10 protein-coding genes are annotated in these 17,483 nt (G+C 41.4%); all 10 read left to right on the top strand.

The window, feature by feature from the left end; translation table 11 throughout:
- The first annotated feature begins 22 nt into the window (after positions 1–22).
- The 10 genes from ACFEL9_RS04275 to kduD all read left to right on the top strand — a co-directional run bounded on the left by ACFEL9_RS04275 (position 23) and on the right by kduD (position 17,447).
- Positions 23–1,447, top strand: coding sequence for a glycosyl hydrolase family 28 protein (locus ACFEL9_RS04275; protein ID WP_385886431.1), 1,425 nt, complete (start codon positions 23–25; stop codon positions 1,445–1,447).
- 20 nt (positions 1,448–1,467) lie between these two features.
- Positions 1,468–4,851: a family 43 glycosylhydrolase gene (locus ACFEL9_RS04270; protein WP_385886430.1), complete on the top strand. Its 3,384-nt coding sequence runs from the start codon at positions 1,468–1,470 to the stop codon at positions 4,849–4,851.
- 38 nt (positions 4,852–4,889) lie between these two features.
- Positions 4,890–7,460 carry an alpha-L-arabinofuranosidase family protein gene (locus tag ACFEL9_RS04265; protein WP_385886428.1) on the top strand — a complete coding sequence of 857 codons (2,571 nt, stop codon included), beginning with the start codon at positions 4,890–4,892 and terminating at the stop codon, positions 7,458–7,460.
- 58 nt (positions 7,461–7,518) lie between these two features.
- Positions 7,519–8,613 carry a serine hydrolase domain-containing protein gene (locus ACFEL9_RS04260; protein WP_385886426.1) on the top strand — a complete coding sequence of 365 codons (1,095 nt, stop codon included), beginning with the start codon at positions 7,519–7,521 and terminating at the stop codon, positions 8,611–8,613.
- Entirely contained in the window at positions 8,613–10,532 is a 1,920-nt protein-coding gene (locus tag ACFEL9_RS04255) for a glycoside hydrolase family 127 protein (RefSeq protein WP_385886424.1), read from the top strand. Before ACFEL9_RS04260 ends, ACFEL9_RS04255 begins: the two co-directional genes overlap by 1 nt.
- Positions 10,533–10,734: 202 nt before the next feature.
- Positions 10,735–12,927: a heparinase II/III domain-containing protein gene (locus tag ACFEL9_RS04250; RefSeq protein ID WP_512701500.1), complete on the top strand. Its 2,193-nt coding sequence runs from the start codon at positions 10,735–10,737 to the stop codon at positions 12,925–12,927.
- A gap of 60 nt (positions 12,928–12,987) precedes the next feature.
- Complete coding sequence (locus ACFEL9_RS04245) at positions 12,988–14,622, top strand: glycoside hydrolase family 43 protein (RefSeq protein ID WP_385886422.1); 1,635 nt, start codon at positions 12,988–12,990, stop codon at positions 14,620–14,622.
- A 4-nt stretch (positions 14,623–14,626) separates the two neighbouring features.
- On the top strand, positions 14,627–15,058 hold the full coding sequence (locus tag ACFEL9_RS04240) for a nuclear transport factor 2 family protein (RefSeq protein WP_385886420.1): 432 nt from the start codon (positions 14,627–14,629) through the stop codon (positions 15,056–15,058).
- Positions 15,059–15,081: 23 nt separating this feature from the next.
- Positions 15,082–16,668, top strand: coding sequence for a hypothetical protein (locus tag ACFEL9_RS04235; protein ID WP_385886418.1), 1,587 nt, complete (start codon positions 15,082–15,084; stop codon positions 16,666–16,668).
- Positions 16,669–16,682: 14 nt separating this feature from the next.
- Positions 16,683–17,447, top strand: a complete 765-nt coding sequence (kduD, locus tag ACFEL9_RS04230) for a 2-dehydro-3-deoxy-D-gluconate 5-dehydrogenase KduD (RefSeq protein WP_385886417.1) — start codon at positions 16,683–16,685, stop codon at positions 17,445–17,447.
- Positions 17,448–17,483: the final 36 nt, after the last annotated feature.

The following is a 17,483-nucleotide window of genomic DNA, read 5'->3' as shown; positions in this document are numbered from 1 at the left end:
AATCAAATTAAAAAATATACAGATGAAAAATTTGTTTATTCTTTTTCCCGTCTTCTTTTTTTATACAAGTGGGTATACACAGCAGTTGGTTGTTTATCCGGCTCCTGCGAAAGCAGAGAGTTCTATGCATAATGATGATTTTACTGTTAGGGTAAGAAAACCAGGTGGCAGGTGGCAGGATCTTTATGAATACAATGTAAAGGTGGATGAAGTAAAGGGAACGTCTCATCATGTTGAGAACGCTTCAATGTGCAGCTTTGATTTCTCAGGCGAAGTGGAGGTGTCGGTTACAAGCAATAGAGTCAACATTCGGCAGGCACGTATACGGCCGTTGTCTTATAGCATCAAGCCCAATATAAAAGGCAATACACTTAGTTTTAAATTGAATCAGCCCCGAAATCTTTCTGTAGAAATTAATGACGATATTTTTCACAACCTTCATCTTTTTGCAAATCCCATTGATGATTTTGTTCCCAATAAAAAAGACACCAACCTGGTTTATTTCGGAGCAGGTGTTCACCAGGTTGACAGTGGTAAACTGAAAGTGCCTTCGGGAAAAACAGTTTACTTGGCTGGCGGTGCCGTGCTCATGGGGCAAGTGTTGATAGAAGGTGTTCGTGATGTGAAACTGATGGGACGTGGAGTTATAGATCCGTCAGTAAAAATGGGAGTCCGCATTGCAAATTCAAAGAATATATCGGTCGAAGGGATATTGACTACACAATGTGCTACAGGCGGATCGGACAGCGTAACAATTCGGAATGTAAAAAGCATCAGTTATTACGGTTGGGGTGATGGCATGAATGTTTTTGCAAGTAACAATGTGCTGTTCGATGGAGTTTTTTGCCGCAATTCAGACGATTGTACCACCGTATATGGAACCCGGGGCGGCTTTACAGGCGGTTGCAGAAATATCACCATGCAAAATTCAACACTATGGGCTGATGTTGCCCATCCTATTTTGATCGGCACACATGGTAACAGCCCCAATCCGGAAGTTCTTGAAAACCTGAATTACATCAATATTGATATTCTCGATCATAAAGAGGTTCAATTGGATTACCAGGGATGCATGAGCATTAATGCAGGGGATAATAACCTGGTGCGTAATGTACGGTTTGAAAATATCCGGGTGGAAGATTTCCGGCAGGGACAACTGGTAAATCTCCGTGTCTTTTATAATAAGAAATATTGTACGGCACCCGGTCGGGGAATCGAAAATGTTTTATTTAAGAATATTACCTATAACGGAAAGAATGCTGAAATATCAATCATATCCGGTTATGATGAAAGCCGCAAGATTAAAAATGTGATCTTCCAAAACCTGCAGATAAATGGCAAGCTTATTACCGATGATATGCCGGGCAAACCCAAATGGTATAAAACTTCTGATATGGCAAGATTCTTTGTAGGTGAGGATGCAGAGGGAATTGAATTCAGAAAATAATTATCTCCTTCAAAAAAAGAATGAATAATCTAATTAAAAGAGAAGTGAAAAAAGTATTGTGTTTTAGTTTGCTGGTTCTGGCATCTTTATTCAGCCAGGCGCAGGAATTTCCGAAAGCCATTTTGCAAGGCGATTATCCCGATCCTTCGATTATACGTGACGGTGAGGATTATTACATGACACATTCACCGTTTTATTATGCTCCCGGTTTTTTGATCTGGCATTCGAAAGATTTGATGAACTGGGAACCGGTTGGCCGTGCAATCACACAATATGAAGGTTCTGCAATGGCGCCGGATCTGGTGAAGTATAAAGGAAAATATTACATCTACTATCCGGCTGCCAATACCAACTGGGTTGTTTGGGCAGATAACATAAAAGGGCCATGGAGCAAACCCATTGATCTGAAAGTTGCAGGCATTGATCCCGGGCATGTGACTGATGAAAAAGGGAGCCGCTACCTGTATGTGAATGAAGGTGAAATGATTCAACTAACCGAAGATGGTTTGGCAACTGTTGGCCAAAAGAAAAAAATGTATGAAGGCTGGGTGTATCCCAAAAGCTGGGTAACAGAATGTATGTGCCTCGAATCGCCAAAGCTGAATTATCACAATGGTTATTATTACATGACTTCTGCACAAGGCGGTACTGCTGGTCCGGCAACCAGCCATATGGTTGTTTCAGCCCGTTCAAAAAGTATTTTCGGTCCATGGGAAAATTCTCCTTACAATCCAATTGTGCATACGTATAGTGCGGATGATAACTGGTGGTCGAAAGGACATGGTACGTTGATTGATGATGTGAATGGAAACTGGTGGATGGTATATCATGCTTATGCAAATGGTTATCATACACTGGGAAGGCAAACTTTGATAGAACCGATTGAGTGGACAAGTGACGGATGGTTTCGGACCAAGGCCACAAACCCTCCTATAAAGTCTTCAACAAGTATTAAACATGGACTTGAACTTTCCGACGATTTTAAAAGCGATACGTTAGGCATTCAATGGACCTTTTGGAAAGAATATGCACTGCAGTTTCTTGCATTCAAACAACAAAGTCTTTTTGTTGAAGCAAAAGGAACAACTCCTGCTGATGGTCGTATTCTGCTGACCACTGTTACTGATAAAAATTATGAAACACAAGTTGAAGTAACAGCAGGCAAAGGAAATGCTGCCGGTTTAATCCTCTATTACAATGAGAAAGCGTATGCGGGATTGATTTCTGACGGAAGTTGGTTTACAGTTTATAAAAATGCAAAAGATTCATTGAAAGTTCCCAATAAAATAGGGAAGCATTTCTTTGTAAAAATTCAAAACCGTGGGAACAATGTCCGGATTGGAGTCAGCAAGGATGGTGTTACATGGTCTTCATTAATAGAAGATCTGGATGTTTCAAGTTTGCATCATAACAACTATCATGGATTTTATGCATTGCGTATTGGCTTGCTTTCAGCAGGAAAAGGAACTGCACGTTTTAATCAATTCCGTTATAGAAATGCTGTGCCGCAGGAAAAAGACATGAGTGCTTACCTGATGGTTTTTCATAAAGATGAAACGCATGGATTGTATATGGCGTTGAGCCCGGATGGTTACAATTTTACAGCATTGAATAATGGAAAACCTGTGATTGCCGGTGATACCATCGCCATGCAAAAAGGTATTCGTGATCCGCATATTTTCAGAGGACCTGATGGTGGCTTTTATTTAGCAATGACCGATCTGCATGTTTTTGCAAAAAGAGATGGTCTGAGGGACACAGAATGGGAGCGAGACGGTAAACAATATGGTTGGGGAAATAATCGTGGATTGGTGCTGATGAAATCATGGGATCTTATCAATTGGAAACGCACCAATATCCGCTTTGATACATTGTCAGGAGCATTTAGTGAAATAGGATGTGCCTGGGCACCCGAAACCATATACGATGAGAAGAAAGGAAAGTTGATGATTTACTTTACCATGCGTTTCAAAAACGAGGCAAACAAACTATACTATGTGTATGTTAATGATGCTTTCGATAAAATTGAAACAATGCCACAGTTATTGTTTCAATATCCTGATCCGAAAGTTTCTTCCATTGATGCCGATATAACAAAGGTTGGTGATAAGTATCGGATGTTTTATGTTTCACACGATGGGCAGGCAGGTATCAGGCAGGCTGTATCTGATAAGATCAATAGCGACTACCAGTTTGATACCCGTTGGTATGACCCGGAAAAAGTAGCCTGTGAAGCGCCAAATGTTTGGAAGCGTATCGGTGAAAAGAAATGGGTATTAATGTATGATGTGTATGGGCTAACGCCACATAATTTTGGTTTCAGCGAAACCAGTGATTTTGTAAACTTTACTGATATCGGCCACTTTAATGAAGGTGTAATGAAGACCACAAACTTTACAGCTTCTAAACATGGTGCTATTATTCATCTCAAAAAAGAAGAAGCTGCAAAACTCGCTCAGCATTGGGGGCTTTCTTATGATACATTAACGGAACCAAATAAAAATAATCCGGTATTAAAAGGAAGTTATGCTGATCCGGAAATTCTTTATGCTGAAAAAAACAAGAAGTATTATATCTATCCAACAAGCGATGGTTTTACCAATTGGAGCGGTACTTATTTCAAAACTTTTTCTTCCAGTGATCTGAAGAACTGGAAAGATGAAGGGGTAATACTTGATTTAAAAAAGGATGTGTCGTGGACGCAGCGTAATGCATGGGCCCCAAGTATCATTGAAAAAAAAGATAAGGCCGGGAATTACAAATACTATTATTACTATACGGCAGGGCAAAAAATTGGAGTTGCTGTTGCCGATAATCCAACAGGACCATTTAAAGATTCTGGAAAACCTTTGATTGACAAATTACCTGAAGGAATAAAGCGTGGTCAGAATATAGATCCTGATGTATTTGCTGATCCTAAAACTGGAAAAACTTACCTGTATTGGGGCAATGCTTTTATGGCCGTTTGTGAATTGAATGATGACATGGTTTCGATTAAACCAAACACTACCAGGATTCTTATTTCAAATGATCAGTATTACAGCGAAGGCACACACGTTTTTTACCGTGATGGATTTTATTATTTCATGTGGTCGAAAAACGATACCCGTAGTCCCGATTACCAGGTGCGTTATTTGAAATCTGCTTCTCCTGTTGAGCCGATCGATCCATCAAAAGGAGAAATTATTCTGAGCAAGGATGCAAACAAAGGAATCTTTGCTACCGGCCATCATTCCGTGTTGCAGGTTCCAGGCAAAGACGAATGGTATATTATTTACCATCGCTTTAAACGACCCGGCGGAATTTATATGGGACAGGAAGCCGGTTACAACAGGGAAGTATGCATCGACAAAATGGAATTTAACGGGGATGGCAACATAATTAAAGTTGTTCCAACACTTTAATACATGTAAGAAATAGCTTAATAATAATGTTTCGGGTTATGCAAAAAAATAATACAGGGATACTTTTTTTGATATTGTTTTTGGTAGTTGGAATCAATCAAACAGTTTTAGCAAACGAACCTGATTCTGTTTACTTGTTTTCTTATGCCACAGTTAAAGATAAAGGACGTAGCGGTTTGCATTTTGCGTGGAGTGCTGATGGGAAAAAATGGAACATGGTTGGCAATGAATACGGCTATGTAAGAAGTGACTATGCAAACCTGAAACAAATGAACAGCCCTTACCTGTTCCAGGATGCTTCCGGGGAGTGGCAATGTGTTTGGAGCCACAATGAAACACTCAACCAGTTTGCTCATACCTCTTCAGCTAACCTGGTGAATTGGGGAAGACAGAGTTATCCTTACCTGCAACAAAATTTAAGCTTTCAGCAGCCTGTTGTACGTTATGATAAAAGCAACAGGCAATATACAATTGCTTTTATCTCCGGCAACCAGTACTATAAGATCAGCACAAGGGATTTCAACGTATTTGATTCAGCCATAGCCATTCCTGCTTCCGAATATAAAGATGACCGGATTACAGTCAACCTGCCGGCAGGCCCAACAACCGGCAATGTTTGCAAAGTGGCATCGCAGGTTATTACCCGGCTTACCGAATCATGGGAATTGAAGCAGTTCAAAAATAAACAGGCAGCAGAATCCTTTAAAGATGACAGTACCAGGTTTGCAGCATTAAAACAACTAACGGCAACCATTACCCTAAAACCTGAAAACCGCACAGCCATATCCAACTTGCTGATAGGAGTTTTCTTTGAGGATATCAATTATTCTGCTGATGGTGGCCTGTATGCAGAGCTTTTGCAGAACCGGGATTTTGAATACATGCCCGCCGAAAAATTTTATCGTGACACAACATGGAATAGCAAACACGCCTGGACAACCGAGGGGAAGAACATAAGCTTTGTGATTGACAGTGTAGCACCTCTTCATCCAAATAACCCACACTATGCAGTGCTGCAGGTAGCACAACCCGGCGGCGCTTTCATCAATAGTGGTTATGATGGCATTTCGTTGAAAAAAGCTGATGCTTATGAGTTTTCGCTGTTTGCAAAAAATACCAATAAAATAAAGAAAACGATATTGGTAAAACTTGTATCTGAAGAGGGAAAATTAATTGCCCAAACGAAAGTGAATATTGGCGAGTCGAATTGGAAAAAATATACGGCTCAATTCATATCAACAGAAAATAGTAATAATGCAAGATTGGAACTGCACCCGCAGTTTGCAGGAAATATTATGCTTGATATGATTTCTCTTTTTCCTCAAAAAACATTTAAGGGAAGAAAAAATGGCTTGCGTGCAGATCTTGCAGAAACCGTTGCTGCCATCCGTCCCAGGTTCATCCGCTTTCCGGGTGGCTGTGTAACGCATGGCGATGGACTTGAAAATATTTATCGCTGGAAAAATACCATTGGCCCGATTGAAACCAGGAAGCCACAACCAAATATCTGGCGCTATCATCAAAGCGTTGGTTTGGGATACTTTGAATATTTTCAGTATTGTGAAGATATAGGAGCAGAGCCCTTGCCTGTAATTGCCGCTGGCGTTTCTTGCCAAAACTCTGGCGTGGGTATAAATGGAGGCGGCCAACAAGGAGGTATACCAATGAGCGAAATGGATGAATATGTGCAGGATATTCTTGATTTGGTTGAATGGGCTAACGGACCTGTCAATTCTAAATGGGGAAAGCTAAGAGCAGCAGCGGGCCATCCGGCTCCGTTCAATCTTAAATATATCGGCATCGGCAACGAAGATCAGATCACAGATGTTTTTGAAGAGCGGTTTAAGTTAATCTATAATGCCCTTCAACAAAAGCATCCTGAAATATCTGTGATCGGAACTTCCGGACCATTTCATAATGGAACTGACTACGAGCAAGGGTGGTCATTGGCCAGCAAATTGAAAGTTCCTTTGGTTGATGAGCATTATTACGAAAGCCCGGGCTGGTTTATCAATAATCAAAATTATTACGATCGTTACGACCGGAATAAACCAAAGGTTTACCTGGGAGAATATGCTTCACGTGGCAATGCCTTATACAATGCACTTGCCGAAGCTTTGTATTTGATCAATGTGGAACGCAACGGCGATGTTGTGCAAATGACTTCTTATGCACCATTGCTTGCAAAAGAAAAACATACTCAATGGAATTCCGACCTGATTTATTTCAACAATACAGAAGTAAAACCAACCGTGAACTATGAAGTACAGAAATTATTCGGCAACAATGCCGGTAATGAATATTTGCCGGTAAACATTCAACTTTCAAATAACGATGAAGCTGCGAGTAAGCGCTTTGCTATTTCAATTGTACGCAATACCGTTGATGGAAGCTTGATTATAAAAATGGTTAACCTGTTACCAATTGCTACGTCGGTGAACCTGGATCTGAACAATTTGGGTGTTGGAAGTAAAATGGAGAAATCAGCGCTGCAGGGTCGGCCGGAAGATAAGTTGGTGCCTGTCATCGTCACAGCTGTTTCAGTACAATCTGAGTTTAAAGAAGTATTGCCGCCCTATTCATTTACGGTGTGGAGGATTTATAAATAGCGAATATGAGCAGAAAGCGAAAATGAATTCAATATTGGTTACTGAACAGCTTAAAAGGATGAAAAAAATTTTTATAACAGTATTGCTTGTTTTTTTACTGCCCTTGGCTTTCTCCGATTCATTTGCCCAGTCGAAAAAAAACAAAAAGCCGGAATATGATTTTTCTTTTTTAAGTAAAAAAATACAAGGTTGGGTTGACAGTGGTTATTACAATGGCGCTTCCATTCTCATTGCAAAAGATAACAAAGTCATTTATAAAAATTATTTCGGGAGTTACAAACCTGAAACAGTTGTCTTTATCGCATCGGCAGGTAAATGGCTGGCCGCTGCAACAATAGCAGCGGTTGTTGATGAAGGAAAACTCAACTGGAATGATAAAGTAAAGAAATGGCTACCTGAATTTACTGATGTAAAAGGCGAAGCTACATTGGCGCAACTGTTATCTCATACAGCAGGCTATCCAGACTATCAGCCGGATAATCAACCAATAGATATTTATCAAAATTTAAAAGAATCTGTTGCGCATATTGTCAATCTTCCTGCAGATACATTACCGGGAACAAAATTCAAATACGGTGGGTTAAGCATGCAGGTAGCCGGAAGAATGGCAGAGCTTGCAGCAGGAAAAGACTGGGAAACATTGTTTCAGCAAAAGATTGCACAGCCATTGAAGATGTCATCCACTCATTTTACTCCGGTTGATTCATCAGGCGGTCATGCGCCGATGCTGGGCGGAGGTGCCAGGACAACTTTGCAGGATTATGCCAACTTTCTTTCCATGATTAATAATGATGGAATGTTTAATGGAAAGAGAGTTTTATCTGTAAATGCAATTAAAGTAATGCAGGCCGATCATGTGATGAATGCAACAGTAAATCCCAATGAATTTGTTGAACATGCAAGAGGCAGTTTGCGAAAGGATATTTATGGATTGGGAGAATGGAGAGAAGAAGTAAATGAGAAGGGAGAAGCAACACTTATCAGTAGTCCTTCATGGGCAGGAGCTTATCCGTGGATTGATAAGAAGAGTAATGTGTATGGATTTTTCATGACACATATTGTACAAGCGAAAAGCGGGTTCAATTCTTTTTTATCAAGTCCTGTTTTTGCCATAATGGTGCGGAATATTTTAAAGACAAAAGAAATTAAGTGATGAGGAAAATTTTTATTGCGTGTTTGTTTCTGCATGGCTGTATCGCTCATGCCCAGTCACATTACCCCGGTCAGCATGCCAGCAAATTTGTATTGGAAGATAAACTGAAGCCTGCGGTTTACAGCTTCGATTTGCAGGATGTGAAGTTGCTTGAAAGCCGTTTTACAAAAAATAGGGAAAGGGAAGTGCAATGGCTGATGAGTATTGATGTAAACAGGCTGCTGCACAGCTTTCGCACCAGTGCAGGAGTGTACAGCGGGCAGGATGGCGGTTATATGACCGTAAAAAAACTGGCAGGATGGGAGTCGTTGGATTGTGAGATCCGCGGGCATACAACCGGGCATATTCTTTCTGGCCTGGCCTTATTATATGCATCTACTCATGATGAAAAGTTTAAAACAAAAGCCGATAGTCTTGTAAAAGGATTGGCCGAAGTACAGCAGGCATTAAACCAGGACGGTTACCTGGGAGCTTTTCCTGAAGAACTCATTAACCGGAATATTGCGGGCACAAGAGTTTGGGTTCCCTGGTACACCTTGCATAAAATCTTTTCCGGTTTGATAGATCAATACCTGTATTGCGATAATAAGCGGGCCCTGGAAGTGGTGACCAGGATGGGCGACTGGGCATATAAAAAATTGCAGCCGGTATCTGCGGAGCAGCGAATCAAAATGCTGCGGGTAGAGTTCGGCGGTATCAATGAATCTTTTTACAATTTATATGCTATTACCGGCAAAGAGAATTACAAATGGCTTGGCGATTTCTTCTATCACAATGAAGTGCTTGATCCGCTGGAACAGGGGAAAGATAATTTAAATGCAAAACATGCAAATACATTCATTCCAAAAATCCTTGGACTGGTAAGGAATTATGAATTAGAAGGAGCAGGTAACGGGCAGGGCATTGCTTCGTTCTTCTGGAAAACGGTTGTCGACCATCACAGCTTTTGTACAGGAAGTAATAGCGACAAAGAACATTTTTTTAAGCCCGATAGTATTTCAAAACATCTTACAGGTTTAACCGGTGAAAGCTGCAATGTTTACAACATGTTGAAGCTGACAAGGCATCTTTTTTCTCTGAATGCAAACGTTCAGTATGCGGATTATTATGAAAAGGCTTTGTTCAATCATATACTTGGGCAACAGGATCCACAGACGGGGATGATTGCCTATTTCCTCCCGATGTTGCCAGGCGCTTATAAAGTTTATAGCACAGCAGACAGCTCATTCTGGTGTTGCGTAGGCAGTGGATTTGAAAACCAGGCCAAATATGGCGAAGCAATTTATTATCACTGTAACAATGATCTATATGTAAACCTGTTCATCCCTTCGGAGCTAAGCTGGAAAGAAAAAGGTTTAACGCTCAAACAGGAAACAAGTTTTCCCGAAGAAGGAGCAGTAAGATTAATGGTTGAATCAGGAGATGCAATAAGCATCGCATTGAATATTCGTTATCCTTCATGGGCTGATGCAGCAACAATGAAAGTGAATGGTAAAAAGGTTGCTGTAAAAAGCAAACCCGGCGGTTATATCGTCATCAATCGTAAATGGAGTAAGGGTGATGTTGTTGAAATAAATTTCCCGATGTCATTAAGGGTTATTCCAACCAATGATGATCCGAACAAATTAGCCATTGCTTATGGCCCGATAGTGCTGGCTGGTGAAATGGGAACAGACGAAATGATAAGCCCTGCGCCTTTTTCCGACCCCAAAAAGTATAATGACTATTACAGTTACGATTACAAGGTGCCGGCAGGCATCAGCAGTGAATTAAAACTGGACAAGAACAAATTGCATGAATATCTAAAGCCTGTTGCCGGAAAGCCATTAACATTTAAGACAGTTAAAGAAGGAATAACGCTGAAACCATTGTATAATACGCACCGGGAACGCTATGTGGTATATTGGGATATAAGGTAAGTATGTCTAAAGAAATAACTATAATACATAAATCCTATTCTGAATGTGGTATAAAAAAATAGTTTTCGTTTTTACATTAATACTTATATGCGTCTGTGCATTTTCACAGCAAGAGGTCGGTAAGGTAAAAACTCACCCTTACCTTTTCTATACAGCTGACAATATCAAAGCAATAAAGGAAAAGCTAAGGAAAGATACTGCTATGGAAAAAGCCTGGCGTGAAATGCTTGCTAATGCAGACGTGGCAGTAGCCGCGGGAAAAGGCGGCAGCATGGAAGAACTGAGTTTTGCCTATCGTATGACAGGTGATAAAAAATATGCACTTCAGGCAAAAACACTGTTGCAGGATCTGTTGAAGCGAGACGCATGGGATGGATTGGATGACCGCAGCCCAAGATGGAACTCGGCATTGGGTACAGCTCGTTACAATGGTGTGAGTGCTATCACCTTTGATGCCATTTATGATATACTCACACCAGGCGAAAGAAAACAGATGGCTCAGCGTATTGTAATATTGGGTATAGAGCCATCTCTAAACGACTGGATTTCGGCTGATAAAAGATTACACACTTTAAACTCGATGGGTCACAACTGGTGGAGTTCAATTGTCTACCAGGCGGGGATAGCTTCACTTGCCATCATGAACGAAGTACCGGAGGCTAAAAAATGGGCTCAAGATGTGATGCAATCTGCGGATGAATGGATTGCTTTTTCAGGAAGTGTTTTAGAAAACAAACCTTCCAGCTTTGATCCGGCAGGTGGTTTTTATGAAAGCATTAGTTATGCCAACTTTGGTTTTTCTGAATACCTGTTGTTCAGGGTGGCATGGACAAATGCGGTATCAAAAATTTTGAGGCCTTATGATCCGTTGTTAGAAAAAACACTGGAATGGTTTATACAGATGTCTTATCCTACATCCGGTAAACTTCAATCTGCCAATTTTGGGGATACCAATCCTTATGCCAACGGCGACAGACCGGTGAAGCTGATGATGGCTTTGGGTTTTACAAAAAAGAGATACGAATGGTATTTGAGCAAAACCAAACGGGTTCACATAAGAGAAGATCTTGGCATCAACACACCGTTGGGTTTATTGTACAGTCCTGTTATCAGCCCGTCAGAGCCTGCTCCTGATCTGCCAACTTCTGCCATTTATGAAAATATGGGTTGGGCTTCTATGCGTTCTTCATGGAAGGAAAATGCAAGTATGCTTGCCATCAAATCGGGTTATACGTGGAACCATGCACATGCAGATGCAGGTTCGTTTATACTTTATCACAATGGCAAAAATTTATTGATCGATGGTGGTAATGTCAACTACGGCAACCCGCTGTATAGCAGTTATTCTGTTCGCAGTGATGCACACAACGTTATCTTGTTCAATGGGAAGGCGCAGGAACCGCAGGATCAGTACCATGCTGTAAAAAACACTGGCCATTTATATAACCTGATGGACGCAGACAATTTTAAATATATTCTTGCCGATGCTACAGGACCTACATCCCGCTATTTTTTACGCAATTATCGAAACGTGGTTTGGGTGGGTAATGTGATACTGATTTTAGATGATGTGAAAACCTATGATCCGGGAAAGTTTGAATGGTTATTGCATACCGCTGTTGACGCCAAAAAGAAAGGGATCGACCTGGATATAACAGATGGTAACGCATCTGTTTTGGTAAGGCCCTTATTTCCTGAAACCTTACCAAATGGATATCCGCATGATTTTCCTGAAAAAATGCGATTGGAAGAAAAACAAGGTGTGAAAGATCATGAACCCAACACAAAAGTTACCTACTATTCCATTTCCCCCGCAGAAGAATTGAAGCAAACGAAATTTATTACCGCTATTATTTTACTGGATGATAAGAATAAGCCTATTGAGGGTCCTTCGTTGTCGGGCATGGCCAGTGCGAGGGAAATGAGAACTGCTTTGCCCAGGATTGAAAAACTGGAAGGTAATAATTATATCGGTGTGCGAATCACAGATAATGGTATAACAACCGATGTGTACTTCAACCTGATGGCCGATGGCAGGATCATGCACCGGAACAGCCACAATGAAATTAATGGGTGGGAAACAGATGCTTACTTATTAGGTATGACTTACAGAGAAGGAACCAACCCTTCAGCAGTTGAGAATATCGACAGTTGGTTTGTTGCTAATGGAAGTTATATCAGAACGAAGAGTGAGGTGATCCTGCATTCACTTTCAAAAGTATTTCTGCACGCAAGCCTGGACGAAGAAACGCCACGGATTTTATTACAGGGACAGCCATTGATTCGTGCAGAACTTTTTGTCAATAAGAAAGCTGCAAACGTGAAACTGAATGGCCAGGTGATAAAGGCCGTGTATTCGGATAGGAAAATGATGCAGTTAAAGACCGGCGGTTAACCCGCCTTACATCATTTTTTCCTGAAAGATCAAACGTCTTACACAAAATTCTTTTATTGTATGAAGCATAATGAGAAGTTGTTCGCTGTGATAGTTAGTTTATTTTTTCTGACGCATACTTCCGCCCAAACAAACTATAGGTCGCAGGTATGGGTGGCCGACAACGGCGACGGCACTTATAAAAACCCGGTACTGTATGCTGATTACTCAGATCCTGATGTAATACGTGTGGGTAATGATTATTACATGACAGCTTCCAGTTTTAATTGCACTCCCGGTTTGCCAATCCTTCACTCAAAAGATTTAGTAAACTGGCGACTGATTAATTATGCCTTAAAAAAACAAATACCGGAAACTGTATTTGATACACCTCAGCATGGCAAAGGCGTATGGGCTCCTTCGATGAATTATCGCAACGGTGAATTTTATATCTATTATCCCGATCCGGATTTTGGTATTTATATGATCAAAACCAAAGATCCTGCAAAAGAATGGAGCCAGCCTGTTTTGGTATTACCCGGCAAAGGCATTATTGACCCTTCTTCATTTTGGGATGATGATGGCCAGGCATATTTAGCAGTTGCCTGGGCGGGAAGCCGGGCAGGCGTCAACAGTCTGCTTACCGTTTTTAAAATGAATAAAGAGGGGACCAAAGTAATTGATGATGGTAAGCATGTATATGACGGTCATGACCAGGACCATACGGTAGAAGGACCTAAGTTTTTTAAACGCAAAGGATATTATTATTTATTTCCCCCGGCGGGCGGAGTTGCTACAGGCTGGCAACTGGCATTGCGGGCCAAAAATATCTATGGGCCTTATGAACGGAGAGTAGTAATGGACCAGGGCAGTACTGCTATCAACGGCCCACACCAGGGAGCGTTGGTTCAAACGCAGACAGGCGAATATTGGTTTTATCATTTCCAGGATAAGGGTGTATATGGAAGAATTCTGCATCTGCAGCCGGTTCAATGGAAAAACGACTGGCCGGTGATTGGCGTGGATAAAGATGGGGATGGAAAAGGAGAACCGGTTTCAGTGTTCAGGAAGCCGAATGCTGGAAAGATATATCCCGTAACAACACCTGCAGAAAGCGACGAGTTTAATATTGATACGTTGGGACTGCAGTGGCAATGGCATGCCAATCCTAAAATTCAATGGTCGGCCCTGATAAGGAAGTCAGGATATCTCAGGCTCTTTGCTTATCCCTCTGATTCGTCAAAAAATTTATGGACAGTTCCCAACCTGCTGTTACAAAAATTTCCTGCGCCGGATTTTACCGCCACAACAAAACTTGAATGGAATATTGAATGGGATGTATGGCAGAAAAAGAAAGTGGGTTTGCTGGTAATGGGCAACGATTATGCTTATCTGTCCATTTCAAAAAATGAGAACGGCTATCTTGTATCACAGGTAGTATGTACAGATGCGTTATCGGGAAATGAAGAAAATATAGTTGAGCAAAAGCCATTGAAAGATTCAGCGGTTTATTTGCGGGTCACTGTATCATCACCTGATGCGCAATGCACATTCAGTTACAGTGAAGATGGTATTAACTATAAAACCATTGGAAAATCTTTCACAGCTAAACCTGATAAATGGATTGGCGCTAAAGTGGGATTGTTTTGTACAGGCGTACCGGGAATAAGAAATGGTGGTTATGCAGATGTGGATTGGTTCAGAATAACAAAATGAAAATATGAAGAAAGTATTGACACTAATGATTGCCGGTTTATTTACTGCCGGAATAAGCTCTGCACAAAGCAAAAAAATAAAACAGGTAGCAAAAGCTGTAAATGATCTTAAAGAAGCGATGATCTCTGCTGACTCAGCAAAGCTTGCTGCCATTGTTTCGGATGATCTTAGTTATGGACACTCCGGCGGAAAAATAGAAGACAAACCCGCTTTTATCCGGGCATTTGTAAGTGGCAGTTCTGATTTTGTTACGATTGATTTAACCGAACAAAAAATACGGATTTATCAAAACACCGCAGTAGTGACGCATATACTGAATGCCACAACGAATGACAACGGGAAACCGGGTACGGTAAAGTTGTCAATACTCACAGTATGGAATAAACAAAACAATCAATGGAAAATGGTTGCACGCCAGGCGGTACGTCCCCAGTGAAAATTGTTATGAAGAAACAAAACATGCTATTACTCCTTCTGTTCTTTTTCGTTTCATCTGTTCATGCACAAATATGGCAATGGAGTGTTGCAGTAGATAGTGTTGTTTCTGGTGAAACAAAGGATCACCCGCAGGCTTATTTATGGATACCGGAAAATTGCGGGCAGGTGAAAGCTGTTGTGTTTGCACAGCATAATATGGTGGAGGAGGGGATGTTGGAACACCAGTTGTTTCGTAAAACCATGCAGGAACTGGGTATTGCAGAAGTATGGGTAACACCCGGTATCAATATGCCTTTCGATTTTACAAAAGATGCAGGTGAGGATTTTAGTTATATGATGAAATTACTGGCGGATGTTTCGGGATATAAAGAGCTGGAACATGCGCCGATTATACCTCTCGGACATTCAGCTTATGCTACTTTCCCCTGGAATTTTGCTGCCTGGAATCCCGGAAGAACATTGGCACTGGTTTCCGTACATGGTGATGCCCCGCAAACGAACCTGACAGGTTATGGAGGCGCAAATGTAGATTGGGGAAACAGGAATATCGACGGAGTTCCTTCTTTGTTTATTATGGGAGAATATGAATGGTGGGAAGACAGGATTAAACCAGCATTTGAGTATAGCGCCAAACATCCTAACAGTGTTGTCAGTTTATTTTGCGACGCCGGTCACGGACATTTCGATTACAGCGATGAGATGATTGGATATGTGTGTATGTTCATCAAAAAAGCTGCGGCCAAACGATTGCCGAAATCAATGTCCGTAGACAAACCGAATGTGCTGATACCTGTAAAACCACAACAAGGTTGGCTGATGGATCGCTGGCATAAGGATAGTTTGCCAATGGCAATAGCAGCTCCTTATGCTTTATACAAAGGGAATCGTCAATTTGCGTCATGGATATTTGACCGGCAGATGGCCGATGCTACAGAGAAATTTTATGCAGCCGCAAGAGGAAAGAAGGTGCGGCATACCGGGTTTATGCAAAATGGAGAGATACTGCAACCGGTAAAAACACATGCCAATTATCAACTGAAATTTATCCCGCTGGAAGATGGGATCAGCTTTAAGCTTCGTGCTTTTTTTGCCGATACATCAAGAATAAAACCGGTGGCCGAGTTTGCGAAAACACCGCTGTTGATTGACAGAATCTGCGGGCCGGTAAAGAAAATCAACGACACTACTTTCCAGATCAGTTTTAACAGGCTTGGATTTAACAATCCAAAACGTAGCAATGATATCTGGCTGCTGGCGCATAACAAAGGGGATGATCAATACAAGAGTAGCGTTCAGCAACTGAATATGCGGTTTCCTCTGTTCAATAAAGAAGGAGTGGAACAACAAATTGAATTTCCCCAAATACAAAATCAAAAGGCTGGAATAAAACAGGTCAGGCTGAAGGCTGTTTCATCTGCAGGTGCCCGGGTATCTTACTATGTAAAAGCAGGCCCTGCTTTTGTAAGGGATCAGCAATTGCGTTTTACAAAAATTCCTCCCCGCGCAAAGTTCCCGGTAAAGATCACAGTTGTTGCGTGGCAGTACGGTGTTGCGGGAAAACTGCAGTCGGCGAAGCCAATTGAACAATCTTTTTTTATCAATAAATAAACGGACATTGAATTATGCAAACTTTAGAGTTATTTGATCTGGAAGGCAAGACGGCTTTGGTTACAGGATGTGATACAGGACTGGGACAAGGCATGGCAATAGCGTTGGCTGAGGCCGGTGCTGATATTGTGGGTGCTTCGGTGGTTGAAGATGCTGCTGAAACAAAAACCGCTGTGGAAGCTGCGGGAAGAAAATTTACTTATCACCGGGTTGATATTTCTGACAGGCAACAACTTTATGCGTTAATCAACAAAGTAAAAACGGATAATAAGCGAATTGATATTTTGGTAAACAATGCAGGGATCATTATGCGCAAGCCAGCGGCCGAACATCCTGACGAATATTGGGATAAAGTAGTTGATATTAATCTCAACGCCCAGTTTATCCTTGGTCGTGAGTTCGGGAAACACATGATTGAAAAAGGCGGTGGTAAGATCATTTTCACCTGTTCATTGCTCAGCTTCCAGGGCGGCATTAATGTACCCGGTTATACAGCAACAAAATCTGCAGTTGCTGGTTTGGTACGGGCATTTGGTAACGAATGGGGCAGCAAGGGTGTTTGTGTAAATGGAATAGCTCCGGGCTATATTGCTACCAACAATACAAAAGCTTTGCGTGAAGATCCGGAAAGAAGTAAATCTATACTTGACCGTATTCCTGTAGGTCGCTGGGGGGTGCCTGCCGATTTCAAGGGACCGGTAGTATTCCTGGCATCGCCTGCATCAGATTATGTAAACGGAACGGTCTTGTTTGTGGACGGGGGATGGATGGCCCGGTAGACTTTAACCTATAATACAAATTTTTTATCAAGCTAT

It is taken from the genome of Terrimonas alba, assembly GCF_042434975.1.
Classification (GTDB): Bacteria; Bacteroidota; Bacteroidia; order Chitinophagales; family Chitinophagaceae; genus Terrimonas_B; species Terrimonas_B alba.
The sequence above is the reverse complement of the archived record's forward strand: the minus strand, read 5'-3'. Positions and strand labels throughout refer to the sequence as shown.